The organism is Kaistia sp. MMO-174 (assembly GCF_037147815.1).
GTDB classification, from domain to species: domain Bacteria; phylum Pseudomonadota; class Alphaproteobacteria; order Rhizobiales; family Kaistiaceae; genus Kaistia; species Kaistia nematophila.
Genome location: NZ_JBBCUO010000001.1, coordinates 1,070,772 through 1,088,876 on the forward strand (window position 1 = coordinate 1,070,772; position 18,105 = coordinate 1,088,876).

Sequence of the window (18,105 nt, forward strand, 5' to 3'; positions counted from 1 at the left end):
CCATGGGAAGGTGAAGCGGGTTCGGCGCGCCGAAAAAATCAGCCGTAGACGGCGGCGCGGATGGCGTCTGGATAAGGGCCGTTGACGCCGGCGAACGCCGTGTTCGAGAACGACACCACGGAGAGCTTGCGGACCGGATCGACGAACCAGTTGTGTCCGTAGACGCCGCCCCATTGCCAGGTGCCCGGCGAGAAGGGCGAGGCGCTGGCGGCCGGATCCCAGGCGATCGACCAGCCGAGGCTGAAGCCGCGGCCGGGAACGCCGGTGTCGAACTTGCCGATCGCGTTCTGCGACAGCAGCGCCAGGCTTTCCGCCGAAAGGATCGGCGCGCCGCCCCGGCGCATCGCCTCCAGGAAGGCGAGAATGTCGCCCGCCGTGCCGAACATGCCGGCGCCGCCCGAGGGGAACGAGCCCGGATCGAAATTGCGGAACGGCGCGAAATTGACCGTGCCCTCGATCGCCAGTCCGGTGACCGGCTGGTATTCCGCCATCACGATCGGCCGCGGATCGCCATCGGCATAGGCGACGGAGAGCCGGGCGGGGGCGCTCGGCAGGAAGCCGGTGTCGGCGAGGCCGAGCGGCCCGGTGACTTGATCTGCGACGATCTGGGGCAGGGCCTTGCCCGTCGCCTTTTCGAGCAGGCCGCCCAGAACGTCGATGCCGACCGAATAGAACCAGGACGTGCCTGGCGCGAAGGCAAGCGGCTGGGCGGCGATCCTGGCGAGGTTCTCGTCCATGCCGCGGCCCGGCTGGTCGAGCCCCTCGGAGATGCCGGCTTCCTTCGGGTAGCCGTAGATCAGGCCGCTGGTGTGGGTGAGCAACTGGCGGATGGTGATGACCGTCTCGCTGCCATCGACGAGCTTCGGCCGGAAATCGGGCAGGAAGCGCGTCACCGGATCATCCAGGCCAAGGACGCCGGCCTCGGCGAGCGAGAGCGTCGCGGCGGCGACCAGCGGCTTGGTGACGGAGGCGAGGCGGAAGATCGTGTCTTCCGTCGTGCGGCGTCCAGCCTCGCGGTCCGCATGGCCGGCCGTGCGGCGGTAGACGAGCTCGCCGTCTTCGGCGACCAGCACGACCGCGCCGACGATAACGCCGTCGCGGATCGCTGCATCGATCACGGCGTCGAGCCGGGCGGCGCGCTTGTCCTGGGCGGCGGAAGTTGCGGTGTCGACGGCGGCCATGAAGAACTCCGGGCGGAAAGTGGGCCGACAGAATGAATCAGGAGCGGGCGCCTGCGCAAGCCTTTGAACCGACAAAGATTGCCCGGCATGACCTTTCGGAATGCGCGGACGGCGGCGAATGGAAAAAGGGCCTCCGTGCGGATCTGCGCGGAGGCCCCTGGTGGCGTCGATCGGCTTTGATCAGAACTTGTAGTTCAGGCCGAGCTTGATTGTCTGCGTCGTCAGGTCGGCGCGGACCGGCGTGCCGAGATCGAAATCCTTGGAGCCGAGATCGGCATAGAGGTACTCGACCTTCGCGGTGACATGGTTGGTCACGGCATATTCCAGGCCGGCGCCGAGCGCCCAGCCGGTGAAGGTCTGCTTGTCCGAGGCGCTGTTGTCGACGACGACGCTGCCATCGGCGGTTACCTGCTGGTGGAAGTCCAGTTCGGCATTGGCCCAGGCCAGGCCGCCCGTGACATAGGGCAGGAAGCGGTCGAAGGCGTAGCCCGCGCGGGCGCGGACGGTGCCGAACGAGTCGATCTTGGTCGAGTAGTCGAGCGCGAATGCGTTTTCGGTCGGATCGCCGAGCAGGGTCGAGATGCCGTCCTTCTGGTCGCCGAACGAGGCGTCGGCCTCGATGCCGAGCACGAGGTTGTTCGAGAATTGGTAGTTGAAGCCGCCCTGGCCGCCGCCGAACCAGCCATCCGGCTTCACGCCGCCATAGGCGTCGGTGGGTTCGGAGGTGAAGTCGCTCCAGGCGTAGCCGCCATGGGCGCCGATATAGACGCCGGTCCAGCTGAAGACAGGCGCTGGCGGCGGAACGGGTTCGTAGGGTGTCGACAGGTCGGCGGCCTGCGCGGCGCCGGCCAGGCCGACTGCGATCAAAAGCCCGAGTGCGGTATTCTTCATGTCGCTCTCCATGCCGACTGGATCGTTAAATATCCCGGATCGGCGCCGATGTCTGTAGCGTACAGGCAACAACCGATCCATTAGGTCATGTATGAAATAGAGGCGATAAATATAGATTAACAATAACCTCGATGCTTGATCGTAAATCCGGCGTGATATTACCTTAGGTAATTCAAGAAGTGTTTTGAAATTCGAATTAACCGGTGGTTGTGATGGCTGTCCGCGCTGATTTATCACGCCTTGGGGTCTGCGGTCGCGAAAGTGGTGAAATATTGCTGTCTCGAGAGTGAGAAAGCCTCACGGCGGGGTCGAAAAGGGTGCGAAGGGAGATTGCGGGCCCGGCGCCGATGCCGATCTTCGGACTGCGGCGATACAACCGGAGGGGGTGTAGGGGCGCATGGCCTGGCCGAAGCGCCGGTTACGGCGTGTGCGGGGCCTGTTGGCGCGATCAAAGACGGCGCCAAAAAAAGAAAAGGGCGGCCAAGCGGCCGCCCTTCGCATCTTCCTGTCGAGGCAGATCAGAACTTGTAGTTCAGGCCGGCCTTGAGGGTGTGGAACTTGGTCTCGGAGTCGATGTGGGCGTAGAAGTCGCCGTCGTTGAGGTCGAGCAGGGTCTGGCTGCCGAGATCGACATACAGGTATTCGGTCTTGAAGGTGATGTTCTGGGTGATGCCGTATTCGAGGCCGGCACCGATGGTCCAGCCATACTCGGTGTCGGACGTCGATTCATCGATGTTTCCGATGATATTGCCCGAGATCGACGACTTCACGTCGCCATAGGCGAAGCCGCCCGTACCGTAGAGCAGGACATTGTCCATCGCGTAGCCGATGCGGCCGCGGACCGTGCCGAACCATTCGACCTCGGTGCCAGCCGAAAGGTTGGCGCTGAAGTTGCCGGCGTTGACGTCGGCGGAAACCTTGCCCTCATAAGAGGAGGCCGCGATGTCGGCCTCGACGCCGAGGACCCAGTTCGGGTTGAACTGCCAGTTGTAGCCGATCTGCGCGCCGCCGAAGGCGCCGCTGGCGCTCTGCTTCAGTTCGCCGTTGATCGTGAAGTCGCCGCCCAGATAGGCGTCGAAGGGATACTTGAAGTCGCCGACGGCGGCGCCGGCATGCACGCCGACATAGAAGCCGTTCCAGTTGAACACGGCCGGAGCGACCGGAACCGGTTCCTCGGTCAAGTCCGCGGCATGGGCGGCAACAACGCCGAGCGCCAGAACCGAAACCATCGTGATGCTGCGTACAACGAATTTCATGCTTAGCCCCTCGAGCCGGAATTTCGCGAAGCCCGTCTGCTCCGCCGATGTCCAAGCAGTAGTGCATCCTCGGCGCATTGGCTGTTGCATCGCTGCATCACAGGTGGCCGGCATTCCGTAGCGTCGCTCCGGCCCCATAGAGTCTATAGTATGTGAGAATTAGCGAAAAACGCCCAAGCATTTGAAACAATCGAATATTTGTCACTCCAATTCTGCTTGTGGCGAAGGGGTTAAACCCACTGTTGCTTGCATGCAACAGGCCGTCAAAACAACGCTGGAGGGTATCGGGAGGGCATGCGACCGGCTCGACTGGAGCCTTGGAATCGGTCGACTCGCGCCGGTGATTCGAACGTTGCGTCATATTTCGCAGAGGAAAGTTCCCGTTTTCGCGACCGAATCCGGGTCCCAGGAGGTTCCGCGCCGGCCGGCGGCGGGCGTTCGTGGTCATGGGAAGAGGCGGCGCGCAGTCCGGTCCGTCAGCGTGCGGCGGTGTCGTCGCCTTCCAGCGCGGCGGCGCGGACCGTTTCGCCGGATTCGAAGGAGACGGCGTTCTGCGGCTTCAGGGGCGGCGCGGTGTCGAACAGCTTTTCCAGCGCGATCAGCCGCTCCGTCGTCCGGGCGGAAAGCGACAGCGGCCGCTGGTCGGCGTCGTTGCTGGCAATCGCCGGCGCAGGCCGCGGACCATCCGAGGCCGGCTCGTCGATGCCCGGGATCGGCTTCAACTCGATGCCGTTATGGGCGTAGGTCATGACCCGGTTCCAGGTCTGCGCCGGCAGCGAGCCGCCCGTCATCTTGTTGGACGAGGTGAAGTCGTCATTGCCGAACCAGATGCCGCCGACATAATTGCCGGTGAAGCCCATGAACCAGGCGTCGCGATAGGCGTTGGTGGTGCCGGTCTTGCCGGCCGTCTTGATGCCCTGCAGCTTGGCGGCGCGGCCGGTGCCGCGCTCCGGCACCTGACCGAGCATGTAGTTCATCATGCCGACGGTCTTCTCGTCGAGCACGCGCTCGGGCGGCGGCACGTCGCGCTTGCGGTCGAACACCACTTCGCCCTGGCTGTTCAGGATCTGCGTGAAGGCATAGGGCGTCGCCTTCATGCCGCCATTGGCGAAGACGGCATAGGCGCCGGTCATGTCGAGCACGCGCACGTCGGTGGCGCCGAGCGGCAGCGACTTCGAATTGATGATGTTGGTGGTGATGCCCATGCGGTGGGCGAGGTCGATGATCGCCGGCCGGCCGACCGCGCCGGCGAGCCGCACCGCCACCGTGTTCAGCGAATGGATCAGCGCCGTGGTGAGCTGGATCGAGCCCATGTAGCGGCCGCCATAGTTCTTCGGCGACCAGTTGCCGATCGAGATCGGCGCGTCGACGACGATGCTCTTCGGCGTGTAGCCGTGCTGGATCGCCGTCGTGTAGACGAAGGGCTTGAACGACGAGCCGGGCTGGCGCAGCGCGTCGGTGGCGCGGTTGAACTGGCTTTCGCCATAGTCGCGGCCGCCGACCATGGCGCGGACGGCGCCATCCGGCTCGGCGACGACCATCGCCGCCTGGCTGACGCGGTAGCGCTCGCCGGAATCGCGCAGCGCGCCCTCGATCGCCTCGTCCGCCGTCTTCTGCAGGTTCATGTCGACGGTCGAGCGGACGATCAGGCTGCGGTCGCCGTCCGGCACCTGCTTCTTGACCTCGTCGAAGGCCCAGTCGAGGAAATAGTCGGGCGCGGTGTCGGCGGCCTTGCGGACGACGTCGGCGGGCTTGCGCCGCGCGCCCATCACCTGGCCCTCGGTCATGAAGCCGGCCTGCACCATGTTGGTGAGCACGTCGTTGGCGCGGGCGCGCGCCGCCGGCAGGTTGATGTGCGGCGCGTAGCGGGCAGGGGCCTTGTAGAGGCCGGACAGCATCGCCGCCTCGGCCAGGTTGATGTCGGTGACCTTCTTGCCGAAGTAGAATTCGGCCGCCGCCGCCGCGCCGAAATTGCCGCCGCCCATATAGGCGCGGTCGAGATAGAGCTGCAGGATGTCGTGCTTGGACAGGTTGCTCTCCAGATAGAGCGCGAGGAACGCTTCCTTGATCTTGCGGTCGAGCGTGCGCTCGTTCGAGAGGAACAGGTTCTTCGCCAGCTGCTGGGTGATCGACGAGCCGCCCTGGCGCACGGCGTCGTTGCGCAAATTCTCCATCAGCGCGCGCGCCGTGCCGATGATGTCGATGCCGAAATGCGTGTAGAAGCGCCGGTCTTCGGTGGCGAGCGTCGCCTTGATCAGGCTGTCCGGCATTTCCTCGAGCGGTACGGATTCCGAATGGCGCACGCCGCGCTTGCCGATCTCGGCGCCGTAGCGGTCGAGGAAGGTGACGGAATAGTCCGATTGCGCCAGCCAGTCCTGCTTGGTGGCCTCGAAGGCGGGAAGCGCCAGCGTCAGCATCACCACGGCGCCGCCGGCGGCCATGGTCAGGCCGTCGCCGAGGATCTCGAACGGCGCCCGCCGCCAGCCGGTCATGCGGAAATGGCGGGCGAAGCGCGACAGCGCCTCGGCGGCGTCCTTGAGCCCGGTCCAGATCCGGTAGAGCGCGGAATCGATGAAGGCGTCGATCTCGATCAGCCGCAGCCACGGCGTCCTCGGCGCCGAAGGATCCGGCGCCGCGTCGCCCGTCTTTTCCGTCGCCGGAGCGCTTGCTTCCGTCGGAGCTTCGTCGCCGGTCGGGCCGGCGGAGGGGGCCTCGCCGGGCTTCAGGCCGCCCAGCCACCCCGAGATCCGATCCTGAAGCTTGCGCAAGGGCTGTTCCATTAGGGGTCGAATGGTTCTAAAAGGCAGTCGAAACATCGCATTCCGGCACTATATGGCGCCATTCGGAATGCCCGGTGAACGGACCGCCCCCAGCCCTGGCCGGTTCTCGCCGATCGACGAAGGATACGCAATCTCCATGCCCTTGCAAGGAAAGGACGCACACGACGCTGCGACCTCCGCGCAACAGGATGCCGCAGCCGCATCCGCGCCCGAAACCGAGGCGGTGCCGTTCTGGAAGCGCCTGACGCTGGAGGAAATGAGCGCGGAGCAGTGGGAGTCGCTCTGCGACGGCTGCGCCCGCTGCTGCCTGAACAAGCTCGAGGACTGGGACACCGGCGAGATCGTCTGGACGGCGATCGCCTGCGAACTGCTGGACGAGGATAGCTGCCGCTGCCGCGACTATCCGAACCGGCATGATTTCGTGCCGGACTGCATCCCGCTGGATCCCAAGACGGTGCGGACGCTGACCTGGCTGCCGCCGACCTGCGGCTATCGCCTGATCGCCGAGGGCCGTGACCTCTACTGGTGGCATCCGCTGGTCTCCGGCGACCCGGAGACGGTGCACGAGGCCGGCATCTCGACTTCCGGCCGCACCATCAGCGAAAGCGACATCCCCGTCGAGGAATACGAGGACTACATCGTCTCCTGGCCGGGCGAACTGCCGGAGCCGGAGAAGCCGAAGGGGTAGGGGTACTTTCCCCTTCTTCACCTCTCCCATGGGGAGAGGTCGGCTCGAAGAGCCGGGCGAGGGGATGCGATCTTGCCTGTGAGGCCTCAACCTCTCACCCGCCGGCCTGCGGCCGTCGACCTCTCCCCATGGGAGAGGTAGATGAGTGCGCCACTCTTGGCCAGTACGCCACGCTTGGCCGGGCCTGCCGAAACGACTTTCCCACGCTCGCCGTCATCCCGGGCCTGACCCGGGATCCAGGTCTCCCGGGTTCCCCGCCAACCTCTCCATCTCTCCGCCACACGAATCCCTGCTTTCGCAGGGATGACGGGAGCGCGTCGTGGCGGACTGCGGGAAGACGACGGCGAGGGACGTTATCCCCCGACCCGGAACCGCTGCCGGTATTGCCTCGGCGTCACGGCGCGCTGCGCCTTGAACTGGCGGTTGAAGTTGGCGAGCGAGTCGTAGCCGACATCGGCGGCGATGGTCGCGATCGGCCTGTCGCCGCCGGAGAGCAGCGCGCAGGCGGCGCCGATCCGGAGCCGTGCCAGATAGCCCGTCACGCTCTGGCCGGTATGGCGCAGGAACAGCCGGTGCAGGCCGGAAGGGCTCAGCGCCGCGATATCGGCGAGCGCCTCCAGGCTCAGCTTCTCGGCATAGCGGCGGTGAACATGGTCGAGCACGCGGTCGATCCGGCCCCGGTTCGCCGGCTGGTCGGCGGCGACCGCAAGCGGCGAGGCGAGGGGCTCGGCCCCGGCGTCGCGTGAAAGCAGCGCCAGCACGCGGAGCAGTTGGATCAGCCGCTCGTCCGGCGGCAGGCCGAACAGCGCCTCGATCAGCGGCCGCGCCTCGGCCGCCGCGGTGTCCGAGAATTTGAGGCCGGTCCGGGCCCGCTCCAGCATGGCGGCGACGGCGCGGAGCTCGGTGAAGACGCCGCCGATCGGCGCCGCCCATTGCGGCAGGAACCACATCACCAGGGCGACATGCGGCGCCGTCTCCTCGACCTTGGCGGCCGAGCACCAGCTATGCGGCAGGTTGGGCCCGACCAGCACGAGGTCGCCGTCGTCATAGCTGCCGATATGGTCGCCGATGAAGCGCTGGCCGCGCGAGTTCAGCGTCATCGTCAGCTCGAATTCGGGATGGTGATGCCACTGGAACGGAATTTCGCCGTCGAGGCGCCGGTTCAGCGTCGCCCAGGATGCGCCGTCGGGGAGCGCCAGACGTTCGAGAAATGGCTTCATCTGGATCTCGTGGGTCTTCTGACGCTGGAATCGTATCAGTTTTCGCCGGGATCGGCGAACACCCGTCCATAGGGATCGCTAGTCTTTCTCGAGAAGCATCCGCGAGGGATGTGGGTGATCAGGGAGAGAGTGCATGACCATGGCCGCTGGAATGGGAACCGCAATCAAGCGCGACAGCCACCCGACGACGCATCAGGAAACGCAGCTGAAGGACATCGTGAAGACGCTGCCGCTGCGCGTGCTCTCCGAGGCCGACTGGCAGCATTGGGTGACGCGCGGCTACGTCATCGTCCGTCAGGCCGTGCCGGCGGAAAATGTCGCGCGGCTGGTCGAGACGCTCTGGGCCTTCGACGAGAAGGACCCGGCCGACCCGGCGACCTGGTACGCGCCGCAGCGCCGCGACCACATCATGAAGGAGCTGAATGGCACCGGCATGCTGGAGATCTACAATCACCAGCATCTCTGGGACAATCGCCAGGAGCGCCGGGTCTATGACGCCTTCGTCGACATCTGGGACCGCGAGGATCTCTGGGTGACGATCGACCGCGCCAACCTGAACCCGCCGAAGAAGGTGAAGGGCAACCCGAACGGCTTTATCCACTGGGACGCCGATACCTCGCTCGTTCCCCCGCCGATCGGCGTGCAGGGCGTGCTGAGCCTGAAGAAGCAGGATGGCGACGTCGGCGGCTTCCAGTGCATTCCCGAGCTCTTCGCCGGCTTCGACGACTGGGTGAAGACCCAGCCGGAGGACCGCGACCCGATGCATCCCGACACGGCGGGGCTCTCGATCACCAATATCGAGATGGAGGCGGGCGATCTCTTGATCTTCAACTCGCTGCTCGCCCATGGCGTGCGGCCCAACCATTCCGACGGCCGTGTCCGCATGGCGCAGTACATTTCCATGCACCCGGCCGAGGAGGCGAATCTCGCCGAGCGCACCGAGCGCATCCGTCTCTGGCGCGAACAGGACCATCCGCATCGCGACGCCTTCCCGGGCGACCCGCGCGACTGGGAAAAGCACAACGCCGAAGTGGCGACGCTGACGCCGCTCGGCGAGAAGCTGCTGGGGCTGAAGAGCTGGAACGAATAGGGACGGGAAGACCCTCACCCCGACCCTCTCCCGCGCGCGGGAGAGGGAGCACGCCTGTGCGCTTTCCCGGATCGACTGAGCCTTTCCCGCGCGCCTGCGCCTTTGCTGGTTCGCTGGCGTCCTTCGTAGATGAACGCCGCGCCGTTGAAAAAAAAACGCCGGCCGAAAAGCCCTCGCCCGCTTGCGGGAGAGGGTTGGGGGAGGGACTTGCTTCCTGCCTCCGGCACCCGTTCACGCGTCCGTGATCGGCGTTCCCCTTAACTTCGGTTCCGGCGCGCCCATCTCTCGGGGACCCTTCCCAGGGGTATCCGTCGCGCCGCTGCCAGGCTTGCAGCCATTCCCGGCCCCGCGGCGGATTTCGGTCCCGGCTGGACGATCATGCCTCGATGGGTGATCCGGTCCGGTCTCCTCATCGAAGGACGACACCATGCCAAACGACATCAACGCGGCCGCTTCGGGCCAGTTCAAGATCGGCGGCGATCTCACCGTCAACCGGCTCGGCTTCGGCGCCATGCGGATCACCGGCGACGGAATCTGGGGCGATCCGAAGGATATCGCCGAGGCGAAGCGGACGCTGAAGCGCGTGCCGGAACTCGGCATCGACCTGATCGATACGGCCGACAGCTACGGGCCCTATGTCAGCGAAGACCTGATCGCCGAGGTGCTGCATCCCTACAAGGGGCTCGTCATCGCCACCAAGGGGGCGCTGACCCGGCATGGTCCGAATATCTGGCAGGTGGTCGGCCGGCCGGAATATCTGCGCCAGTGCGTGCTGATGAGCCTGCGCCGGCTGAAGGTCGAGCGCATCGATCTCTGGCAGCTGCATCGCATCGATCCGCGCGTGCCGAAGGACGAGCAGTTCCAGGTCATCGCCGACATGCGTCGCGAAGGGCTGATCCGCCATGTCGGCCTGTCGGAAGTTTCCGTCGCCGACATCCAGGCGGCGCAGAAGTTCTTCCCGGTCACGACCGTGCAGAACCAGTACAACCTCGTCGATCGCAAGAGCGAGGCGGTGCTCGATTTCGCGGAGGCCAATAATATCGGCTTCATCCCGTGGGCGCCGCTCGCCTCCGGCGATCTCGCGCGGCCGGGCTCGGCGCTGACCAAGATCGCCGGCAAGCTCGGCGCCACGCCGGGCCAGGTGGCGCTCGCCTGGCTCCTGAAGCGCTCGAAGGTGATGCTGCCGATTCCGGGCACGGGCAGCGTCAGGCATCTCGAGGAAAACACCGCCGCGGCCTCGATCAAGCTTTCCGACGAGGACTTCGCCGCCCTCGACGTCGAGGCCCGCCGCGCGGCCTGAGGCTGTGCCTCGCCCCGCCGGTCGCGGATCGTTCGCGGCCGGCGGTCCTGCTGCAGCGACAGACTGCGTCGTCTTGTGCCGGGGTTCGCGATGGCGCGGCTGCATGGATCCCTGCTTTCGCAGGGATGACGGCGGGTTGGTTGCGGGCAGTGATGTGCAAAGCCCTCGGAACCGGGCGCGGACGTGGCTGATTTCGATCCTCTGTCGGCGCCCTTGTTCCCTCGAAATCGTCAATCTCCGTCGTCATCCCTGCGAAAGCAGGGATCCATGGTTCGGTGGGGCTCAATGCCGCGAGGGCGAAACCACCGGTGGCGCGCCGGGGGGATTTGGGTTCACAGTGGCAGCCTTGACGATCCACGGCCGGCGCGCCCTCCGCGCCGGATCGGATCGCCGCCGAAGGAGCCCGCCATGGAATACACCCGCCTCGGTCGCACCGGCCTCGAAGTTTCCCGCCTCTGCCTTGGCTGCATGAGCTATGGCGACCCCGCGCGCGGCAACCACGCCTGGACCCTGCCGGAGGCCGAGAGCCGCCCCTTCATCAAGAAGGCGCTCGAGCTCGGCATCAATTTCTTCGATACGGCGAACGTCTATTCCGACGGCTCCAGCGAGGAGATCGTCGGCAAGGCTCTGAAGGATTTCGCCCGGCGCGAGGAGGTGGTGATCGCCACCAAGGTGCATGGCCGCATGCGCCCGGGCCCGAATGGCGCCGGCCTGTCGCGCAAGGCGATCCTGCACGAGATCGACGCCAGCCTGACCCGCCTCGGCACCGACTACGTCGATCTCTACCAGATCCACCGCTTCGACTACGGCACGCCGATCGAGGAGACGATCGAGGCGCTGGACGAGGTCGTGAAGATGGGCAAGGCGCGCTACATCGGCGCCTCGTCCATGCATGCCTGGCAATTCGCCAAGATGCTGGCGATGCAGGAAAACCGCGGTCTCGCCCGCTTCGTCTCGATGCAGGACTACGTCAATCTGCTCTACCGCGAGGAGGAGCGCGAGATGCTGCCGCTCTGCGCTTCGGAGGGCATCGGCGTCATTCCGTGGAGCCCGCTGGCGCGCGGCCGGCTGACGCGCGACTGGGATGCGAAGACGGCGCGCGCCGAGACCGACGAATTCGGCAAGGGCCTCTATTCCCGCACCGCCGACGCCGACAAGCTGGTGGTGGAGGCGGTCGCGCATGTCGCGGCCCAGCGCGACCTGCCGCGCGCCCAGATCGCGCTCGCCTGGGTGCTGTCGAAATCGGTGATCACGGCGCCGATCGTCGGCGCGACGAAGATGCAGCATCTCGACGACGCCGCGTCGGCGCTGTCGGTCCGGCTCGACGAATTCGAGATCGCCGCGCTGGAGGCGGCCTATGTCCCCCATTCGGTGGCGGGCTTCGTGTGAGAGCAGAGGATCGGCAACGATCCGGGCGCAACGCCGTACCCCGGCTTCGCCCGAAAGCAGGGACCTGCTAGACCTGCCCGCGCATTTCAACGCCATCCAGAGGATTTAACGGTGATCCAGCCGACGGATTCGTTCAAAGAAAACCTGCGATTGCTGCCCTCGATCGATGGTCTTGCCCGCATCGATCTCGTCGATCCGGCGGGGGGGATCGTGGCGACCATCGAAAACCTGCCGGGCAAGCAGGGTTCGCTGGCCGTCTATCAATACCTCCAGCAGAGCTTCGGCGCGCTCCATGCCGAGGCGGCAGCCCACGGGCTCGAGGTTTTCGCCGAACATACGGCCGATGCCAGGAGCCGGCCGGGCGCCCATCCCAATATCGACCGCCTGCTGGAGATCCTTGGCGGGGCCGCCCCGCTTGCTATCACGCTCGTCGCCGCCTGATGCGGGATGGAAGCATGGCAGCACGGATTTCGGGTGCTGCCTTGCCTTCCCCTGGCGAAGGATCCGGCCAGTCTGATGGCCGGATCGCACCGCCGGCCTCGTGAGCCGCGGACCCGCTACTTGCCGTCGAACCAGGTCTTCCACTGGGCGGCCGCCCTGGCGTAGGTGCCGCGATGGGTGGTGGGACCGGTGGAGATCGCCTCGACCTTGGTGTTTCCCGCGCCCATCGCCTGCTGGTAGGTCATCGCCATCTTGCCGATGCCGGGCGGGATCACCTCGTCCGCCTCGCCATAGTAGTTGCGCACCGGCGTCTGGATCACCCAGCGATAGGCCTGCGTCTCGCGGAAGATCCGGCCATAGGCGGAGCCTGCGAAGAATTGCGGGTCGAAATAGTCGGCGCGGATAAGCTTGTGCAGGTCGGTCGGAATTTCCGACGCCTCGAAGGGCTGGCGCTCATAGACGCGGCGCGCCGCGTCATAATACGCGTCGTTGAACACCGAGCGCGCCAGGCCCGGCACGCCATAATAGTTTTCATAGGAGAAAGCCGAAAGGACGAAGAGGCTGTTGACCCAGCTCGCGTCGATCTCGCGCGGGAAGTTGAGGAAGCCGTTCATCAGCGCGAAGCCATCGATCGGGGCGCTGGCCGTGGCGGCGGCATCGACGGCGACGCCGGCGCTTTCGAGCTTCTCCAGGCAGGCCATGGTGACGAAGCCGCCCTGCGACCAACCGCCGAGGAAGAGCTTGTCGCTGGTGATGCCCATGCTGTCGAGCACCCCGCGGCCGGAGCGGATCATGTCGTGGCAGGCCTGCTGGTGGCTGGCCTTGACCATGTAGCCTTCCGGCTCCTTGGAAGCGCCCATGCCGAAATAGTCGGCGCCCATCACGACATAGCCCTGGCCGGCGAACTGCGCGAGCATGAGCTGCGTCTCGGTCGACTGCTCGGGGAAGGAGGGGACCTCCTGCCGGCCATAGACGGTGCCATGCTGGTAGGAGAGGATCGGGAACGATTTCGCGTCGGTATCGGGGATCGCCAGCAGGCCGGTGGCGACGATCGGCTTGTTGCCGCGCTCGGGCACGACGGAGGGATAGGTGACGCGGTAGAGCTTCACCGCGTTGCGCGCCGGCGTGTAGGTGACGTCGATGCCGGCGAATTTCGGGAAATCGGTCGTAAGGATCTGGTTCAGCCGGTCGGTATCCCAGCGCCCGAGCAGCTCATAGCTGACGCCGGACGGCACGGCGATCGCGCCGGCATCGCTCGCGGCGGCGGACGTTGCTTCCTGCGGCGCGGCGCTGGCGACGGGCGGGATGGCGAGGAGCACGGCGCAGAGCGCCAGAGTGCGAACGGCTTTCGTCATGATGTTCCATTTCCCGGATGTCTGTCCGGTCTCGCGGCTGCCCCGGCATCTGCGCCAAGCCGCGGCATCGGCATAGCGTTGGCGCGTAAATATTGGGTGTCGAAGCCGGGCACAGCGTTCGCCATCGCCCGCGAGACATTGGAGCCTCGCGGGCAATACGAGGCGGCTGCGCGGCTTTGCTGGCCATCCGGCGCCGTTCGCGGCGGCCTGGCCCCGCGAACGGCGGGCTTTGCGCCGGCCTTTGACTGGAAACGACGTTGGCGCGACGATGGGCAATCGGAGCAGAGCCATGACGGACCGCATCGCAGCCGCCAGGCGGGCCTATGCCGAGGAACTGCGCAACCGGGCGAGCCTGCGCTCGGAGCCGTTGGTCGCGGCCTTTGCCCGCGTGCCGCGCGAGCGCTTCGTCGGCCCGCCGCCCTGGCGGATCAAGGATCCGGCCGAGCTGGTCGACTTCTGGTCGGGGACGATCCGCGATCCGGCGGCGCTCTATCAGGACGTGCTGGTGACGCTCGACCGCGAGCGCGGCATCAACAACGGCCAGCCCAGCCTCTGGGCGCTGGTGTTCGACCGGCTGGCGATTCCGCCCGGCGCGTCGATCGTCCATCTCGGCTGCGGCACCGGCTACTACACGGCGATCCTGGCCGAACTCGCCGGGCCGGAGGCGACGATCCTGGCCGTCGAGATCGAGCCGGGGCTGGCGGAGCGGGCGCGCATCGCGCTGCAGCCCTGGCCGCAGGCGCGCGTCGTCGAGGGCGACGGCGCCCACATGGCCCTGCCGGACGCGGATTGCATCGTCGCCAGCGCCGGCGCCACCCATCCGCTCGCGCTCTGGCTCGACGCGCTGAAGCCGGGCGGCCAGCTCCTGTTTCCGATGACGTCGACCTATGGTCCGGGCGGCATGCTCCTGGTCACGCGCCGCGCCACCGACGGATATGCGGCCGAGTTCCTGAGCAGCGCCGCCTTCATTCCCTTCGTCGGCGCGCGCGACGGACGGTTCGACCATCCGCTCGCCGGGGCGCTGATGCGCGATCGCGGCGCCGCCGTCCGCTCGCTCCGCCGCGACCGCCACGACGAGGACCAGACCTGCTGGCTGCATGGCGAAGGCTGGTGCCTGTCGCGGCTGGAGCCGGACGCTACCAGCTAAAACCCGCTTCCGGCTCCGCGACGAACAGCGTCATCGCCGCCTCGACCAGCGGACGCGGAAAGTTCTTCAGCGCCTTGGGATCGAAGGGAAGATGGGGCATATGGCTCGCCACAAGCTGGCCGACGGCGCGCGCCTGCGCCAGGTCGCGGGCCCGCTGTTCGGCGGCGCGATCCAGCCGCGCCGACAGCCAGAGCTTGTGGACCGCGAAGGCGCGTGGGTCGCTGGCGACGATCCGGGTCGGATAGCCGCGCTGGTCGATCGCCATGGCCTCGAAGGGCGGGGCGTTCTCCTGCCAGTTGAGCCCTTCCACGCTCACGGCGGCGAGGTCGTCCGCGTCCGGCGCGCCGCCATGCTCGGCCAGCGAGGCGGGCTCCGTCTTCCAGGGCGGCTCGCGCATCGGCCGGATCAGGTCGACCAGATAGCCGTCGCGGTTGCGGGCGCGAAATGCCGCGCTGGTGCGGGCGAACGAACGATCCACCTTGCGAAGCAGCGCCAGCAGGCTGCGGCCATCCTGGTCCTCCTCGACCGAAAAGGCGAGGCGGGCGCGGGCATCGAACAGGATGTCGATGTCTTCCGTCGTCGTCACCTCGACGGGGAAGCGGATACCGGCCGCCGCTTCATAGGCGAAGAGCGCATTGGTCCCGACCACCCGCAGGCCATGGCCGAGCACGCCGGCCGCGTCGAGGGCGCGCAGGATGCGGGCGCCCGGATCCGGCACCCGGCCAAGGCCGAGGGCACGGTTGATGGCGGCCTGCCGCTCGATCGCGGCGCGGGCGGCAGCGAGATCCGCCTCGGCCTCGTCGCGGCCGGCATCGAAGGCAGCCTTGATCGCCTCGGTCTCGGCGCTGCGCCGGCCCAGCGACTTCTGCCGCCGGAGCCCCGTCTTCGGATCGTAATAGCTGCGCAGCAGATAGTCCGTGCCGGCTGTCTCGGAGAAGACCATGGAGCCGCGATAGCCGTCGGCGCGCTTCTGCGCTGCCCGGAAGCCCTCGAAACGCTGTCGGGAATTGACCATTTCCCGACGCTGGTCGTTATCAAGTTGTTGAAATCGCATGCTTCCAACAGTTTGGATCGAAATCGGACCGAGGTGTTGGAAACGATTGAACCACGATCCCGCCCGGATTCCAACAGTTGCGATGTGAAAGTCACGAAACTGTTGGAATCGGCGGTTGTCGAGGCAGGGCGTCAGATCGGGGGGGCGGCGCGTTACCGTGCCGTCCAGCCGCCATCGACGAGGATGGTCTGGCCGGTGACCATCGAGGCGGCGTCGGAGGCGAGGAAGAGGACGACGCCGGAGACTTCCTTCGGCTCGCCGATCCGGTGCAGCGCGGCGATGCGGTCGAGCACGTCGGCGTGGAATTCGGGATCGGACAGCATCTCGGCGGTGCCGTCGGTGCGGATGAAGGTCGGCGCCACGCAATTGACGCGGACATTGTGCTTGCCCCACTCGACCGCGAAGCACTTGGTCATGTGGCTGACGGCCGCCTTGCTGAGGCAGTAGATCGCCTCGCCCGGGAGCGCGATGGCGCCGGCCTGCGAGCCCATGTTGATGATCGCGCCGCTCTTCCGCTCGATCATGTGGCGGCCGACATATTGCGACAGGAAGAAGGTCGACCGGACGGTCAAGTTGACGGTGAAATCGAAGTCCTCCTCGGTGAAATCCTCGACCGGGCCAATGGTGCCGCCGCCGGCATTGTTGACCAGGATGTCGATATGGCCGAGGGCGGCGATCGCCGCATCGACGGCGGCATAGGCCTGCTTCAGGTCGAGCACGTCCATCTGCAGCGGCACGGCGCGGCGGCCCATCGCCTCGATCTCCGCGACCAGCCCGGCATCGGCCTTTGCGTCGCGCAGTCCGAGCGCGATATCGGCGCCGGCGGCGGCGAGCGCCAGCGCGGTGGCGCGGCCGAGGCCGCGCGCGGCGCCGGTGACGAGGGCCGTGCGGCCGGTAAGGTCGAAGCTCGGCAGGTCGGTCATGAGTTCCCCTCCCAGGGATTTTCCTAAAGCGTTTTCGAGCGAAGTGGATGCCGGTTCGCGTGAAGAAAACGCGACCAGACAAAGAGTTGCAGTCCCGTGCCGCCCGATGGTTCGGGCGATCGTTGTCCGCTTATAGACCACACACCAGCGGCGACGGAGAAGCGGAAATGGGGCGGCGCTGGCCTAGAGCTTCAGCTCGGCGAGGGCGCGGACGAACGGCGCCGATGACGCCTGGATCGGGCCGTCGAAGGGATTGGCCAGGTCGAGGATCAGCAGGATCGCGCCCGAAAGCAGCAGCGATGCGACGACGAAAATGGTCCGGACGGCCCAGTTTCGCGGCGCGCGATAGCCGAGGCTTGCCATCGTCATGCTCAGCCAGAGCACGAGCGAGACGAGTAGCGGAAAGGGGATCGTTGCTTCCTTGCGCTCGATCAGACCCCAGCGCGTGCGCAGCAGCGTGTCGACATGCGCCTTGGCCTGGTCGCGATCCTCGGTCCACGCCGGATCCCCTGGCGGCAGCGCGATGAGGCCGGCGCGGATGTCGCGGAGCGTGGTCTCGGCCGTCCGGTTCTCCGTCGGCAGGGCGGCCCGCTCGATTTCGCGCGAGCCGACGATCGTCGCGACGTAGTCGGAGAGTTCGGTCCGTAGCCCGGCCCCGTCCTGGCCGAGCCCGCGCAGCGAGTGATCCAAAAGGATGATTTCGGTCGCATAGGCGTGAACCGCCTTGTCGGCATCTTCGAAATTGCTGTTGGCCGAGGAGACCATCAAGCCGAGCACGAGCGAGCTCAGCATGCCGAAGATGTTGGCGACGAGGCGCACCGTCTGCAGCGTTTCGTCGTCGCGGTAGTGCGCCGGCAGGCGGGGATAGGCGTGGAGGGTGCCGAGCGACGCTGCGCAGAGGCAGGCGAACGTCAGGAGCGCTACCGTCAGCTCATAGGACAGCCCGAAAACAGCCGGCAAGCATGCCTCCCCCAGACCTTCTCCCCAGACAGCCTAGCAGTCGCCCATTTCCCGCGAAAGCGCTTCCGAAGCTCCGGAGCAGGACGTGCGGCCGGGGAGACGTTGAGCCTTGTCGCATCGCCATAGGAAAATAATCCTTGACACCGTGACGCTGCTCCGGTAGGGTTCAGGCATGGTCGAAGAGTTGCGTTCAGGGGATGGCGGCGCCGGATCGGTGAGATCGTGTCGCTTCTGACCGCCTCGGGTTTTGGCTTCCCTGTTTCTCACGCGCTCGCCGTCATCCCGGGCTTGACCCGGGATCCATCTTTGCCGGGTTGGCCTGACGCCTATGCACGGCTGCATGGATCCCTGCTTTCGCAGGGATGACGGCGGAGGTTGGGGCGGGCGCTGGTGCCTGGCGGTGAGATCCGAGAGGTTTCTCCCCACGCTC

Annotated in this window: 15 protein-coding genes; 6 read left to right on the forward strand and 9 right to left on the reverse strand. The window is 66.5% G+C overall.

Features of this window, described 5'->3' with window-relative positions; genetic code table 11:
- Positions 1-38: 38 nt before the first annotated feature.
- The 4 genes from WFK98_RS04815 to WFK98_RS04830 all read right to left on the reverse strand — a co-directional run bounded on the left by WFK98_RS04815 (position 39) and on the right by WFK98_RS04830 (position 6,096).
- Positions 39-1,181 carry a serine hydrolase domain-containing protein gene (locus WFK98_RS04815; RefSeq protein ID WP_336799440.1) on the reverse strand — a complete coding sequence of 381 codons (1,143 nt, stop codon included), beginning with the start codon at positions 1,179-1,181 and terminating at the stop codon, positions 39-41.
- 180 nt (positions 1,182-1,361) lie between these two features.
- Entirely contained in the window at positions 1,362-2,072 is a 711-nt protein-coding gene (locus tag WFK98_RS04820; RefSeq protein WP_336799441.1) for an outer membrane protein, read from the reverse strand.
- A 518-nt stretch (positions 2,073-2,590) separates the two neighbouring features.
- Positions 2,591-3,328 (reverse strand): outer membrane protein, encoded by a 738-nt coding sequence (locus tag WFK98_RS04825; protein WP_336799442.1) that lies wholly within the window; start codon positions 3,326-3,328, stop codon positions 2,591-2,593.
- Between the two features lie 476 nt (positions 3,329-3,804).
- Positions 3,805-6,096 (reverse strand): transglycosylase domain-containing protein, encoded by a 2,292-nt coding sequence (locus tag WFK98_RS04830; protein ID WP_442907367.1) that lies wholly within the window; start codon positions 6,094-6,096, stop codon positions 3,805-3,807.
- A 148-nt stretch (positions 6,097-6,244) separates the two neighbouring features.
- Between WFK98_RS04830 and WFK98_RS04835 the strand changes: the two genes are divergently transcribed.
- Entirely contained in the window at positions 6,245-6,796 is a 552-nt protein-coding gene (locus WFK98_RS04835; protein ID WP_336799443.1) for a YcgN family cysteine cluster protein, read from the forward strand.
- Between the two features lie 353 nt (positions 6,797-7,149).
- On the opposite strand, the gene WFK98_RS04840 is transcribed toward WFK98_RS04835, so the two are convergent.
- Positions 7,150-8,016 carry an AraC family transcriptional regulator gene (locus tag WFK98_RS04840; RefSeq protein WP_336799444.1) on the reverse strand — a complete coding sequence of 289 codons (867 nt, stop codon included), beginning with the start codon at positions 8,014-8,016 and terminating at the stop codon, positions 7,150-7,152.
- A 151-nt stretch (positions 8,017-8,167) separates the two neighbouring features.
- On the opposite strand from WFK98_RS04840, the gene WFK98_RS04845 reads away from it, so the two are divergent.
- The 4 genes from WFK98_RS04845 (at position 8,168) to WFK98_RS04860 (ending at position 12,236) form a co-directional block, all read left to right on the forward strand.
- On the forward strand, positions 8,168-9,106 hold the full coding sequence (locus WFK98_RS04845) for a phytanoyl-CoA dioxygenase family protein (RefSeq protein ID WP_336799604.1): 939 nt from the start codon (positions 8,168-8,170) through the stop codon (positions 9,104-9,106).
- A gap of 427 nt (positions 9,107-9,533) precedes the next feature.
- Positions 9,534-10,406 carry an aldo/keto reductase gene (locus WFK98_RS04850; protein ID WP_336799445.1) on the forward strand — a complete coding sequence of 291 codons (873 nt, stop codon included), beginning with the start codon at positions 9,534-9,536 and terminating at the stop codon, positions 10,404-10,406.
- A 408-nt stretch (positions 10,407-10,814) separates the two neighbouring features.
- The gene (locus tag WFK98_RS04855) at positions 10,815-11,795 is read left to right on the forward strand and encodes an aldo/keto reductase (protein WP_266341164.1); all 981 of its coding nucleotides are present in this window, start codon (positions 10,815-10,817) and stop codon (positions 11,793-11,795) included.
- 111 nt (positions 11,796-11,906) lie between these two features.
- Positions 11,907-12,236, forward strand: a complete 330-nt coding sequence (locus tag WFK98_RS04860; RefSeq protein ID WP_336799446.1) for a DUF2322 family protein — start codon at positions 11,907-11,909, stop codon at positions 12,234-12,236.
- A 116-nt stretch (positions 12,237-12,352) separates the two neighbouring features.
- Here WFK98_RS04860 and WFK98_RS04865 read toward each other — a convergent pair whose 3' ends face one another.
- Positions 12,353-13,591, reverse strand: a complete 1,239-nt coding sequence (locus WFK98_RS04865; RefSeq protein ID WP_336799447.1) for an alpha/beta hydrolase — start codon at positions 13,589-13,591, stop codon at positions 12,353-12,355.
- Between the two features lie 289 nt (positions 13,592-13,880).
- Here WFK98_RS04865 and WFK98_RS04870 point away from each other — a divergent pair, with 289 nt between their 5' ends.
- Positions 13,881-14,738 (forward strand): protein-L-isoaspartate O-methyltransferase family protein, encoded by an 858-nt coding sequence (locus WFK98_RS04870; protein ID WP_336799448.1) that lies wholly within the window; start codon positions 13,881-13,883, stop codon positions 14,736-14,738.
- Here the strand turns inward: WFK98_RS04870 and WFK98_RS04875 are convergent.
- The 3 genes from WFK98_RS04875 to WFK98_RS04885 all read right to left on the reverse strand — a co-directional run bounded on the left by WFK98_RS04875 (position 14,728) and on the right by WFK98_RS04885 (position 17,675).
- Positions 14,728-15,753 carry a nucleotidyltransferase domain-containing protein gene (locus tag WFK98_RS04875; protein ID WP_336799449.1) on the reverse strand — a complete coding sequence of 342 codons (1,026 nt, stop codon included), beginning with the start codon at positions 15,751-15,753 and terminating at the stop codon, positions 14,728-14,730. The genes WFK98_RS04870 and WFK98_RS04875 overlap by 11 nt on opposite strands.
- Positions 15,754-15,944: 191 nt before the next feature.
- Positions 15,945-16,715: an SDR family NAD(P)-dependent oxidoreductase gene (locus tag WFK98_RS04880; RefSeq protein WP_336799450.1), complete on the reverse strand. Its 771-nt coding sequence runs from the start codon at positions 16,713-16,715 to the stop codon at positions 15,945-15,947.
- A gap of 183 nt (positions 16,716-16,898) precedes the next feature.
- Positions 16,899-17,675: a bestrophin-like domain gene (locus tag WFK98_RS04885; RefSeq protein ID WP_336799451.1), complete on the reverse strand. Its 777-nt coding sequence runs from the start codon at positions 17,673-17,675 to the stop codon at positions 16,899-16,901.
- Positions 17,676-18,105 lie beyond the last annotated feature (430 nt).

Bases quoted from the DNA above. Each gene is read 5' to 3' on its own strand.
- WFK98_RS04850 (WP_336799445.1), top strand. From the start codon at position 9,534: ATGCCAAACGACATCAACGCGGCCGCTTCGGGCCAGTTCAAGATCGGC.
- WFK98_RS04840 (WP_336799444.1), bottom strand. From the start codon at position 8,016: ATGAAGCCATTTCTCGAACGTCTGGCGCTCCCCGACGGCGCATCCTGG.
- WFK98_RS04845 (WP_336799604.1), top strand. From the start codon at position 8,168: ATGGGAACCGCAATCAAGCGCGACAGCCACCCGACGACGCATCAGGAA.
- WFK98_RS04880 (WP_336799450.1), bottom strand. From the start codon at position 16,715: ATGACCGACCTGCCGAGCTTCGACCTTACCGGCCGCACGGCCCTCGTC.
- WFK98_RS04875 (WP_336799449.1), bottom strand. From the start codon at position 15,753: ATGGTCAATTCCCGACAGCGTTTCGAGGGCTTCCGGGCAGCGCAGAAG.
- WFK98_RS04865 (WP_336799447.1), bottom strand. From the start codon at position 13,591: ATGACGAAAGCCGTTCGCACTCTGGCGCTCTGCGCCGTGCTCCTCGCC.
- WFK98_RS04870 (WP_336799448.1), top strand. From the start codon at position 13,881: ATGACGGACCGCATCGCAGCCGCCAGGCGGGCCTATGCCGAGGAACTG.
- WFK98_RS04825 (WP_336799442.1), bottom strand. From the start codon at position 3,328: ATGAAATTCGTTGTACGCAGCATCACGATGGTTTCGGTTCTGGCGCTC.
- WFK98_RS04820 (WP_336799441.1), bottom strand. From the start codon at position 2,072: ATGAAGAATACCGCACTCGGGCTTTTGATCGCAGTCGGCCTGGCCGGC.
- WFK98_RS04855 (WP_266341164.1), top strand. From the start codon at position 10,815: ATGGAATACACCCGCCTCGGTCGCACCGGCCTCGAAGTTTCCCGCCTC.
- WFK98_RS04815 (WP_336799440.1), bottom strand. From the start codon at position 1,181: ATGGCCGCCGTCGACACCGCAACTTCCGCCGCCCAGGACAAGCGCGCC.
- WFK98_RS04835 (WP_336799443.1), top strand. From the start codon at position 6,245: ATGCCCTTGCAAGGAAAGGACGCACACGACGCTGCGACCTCCGCGCAA.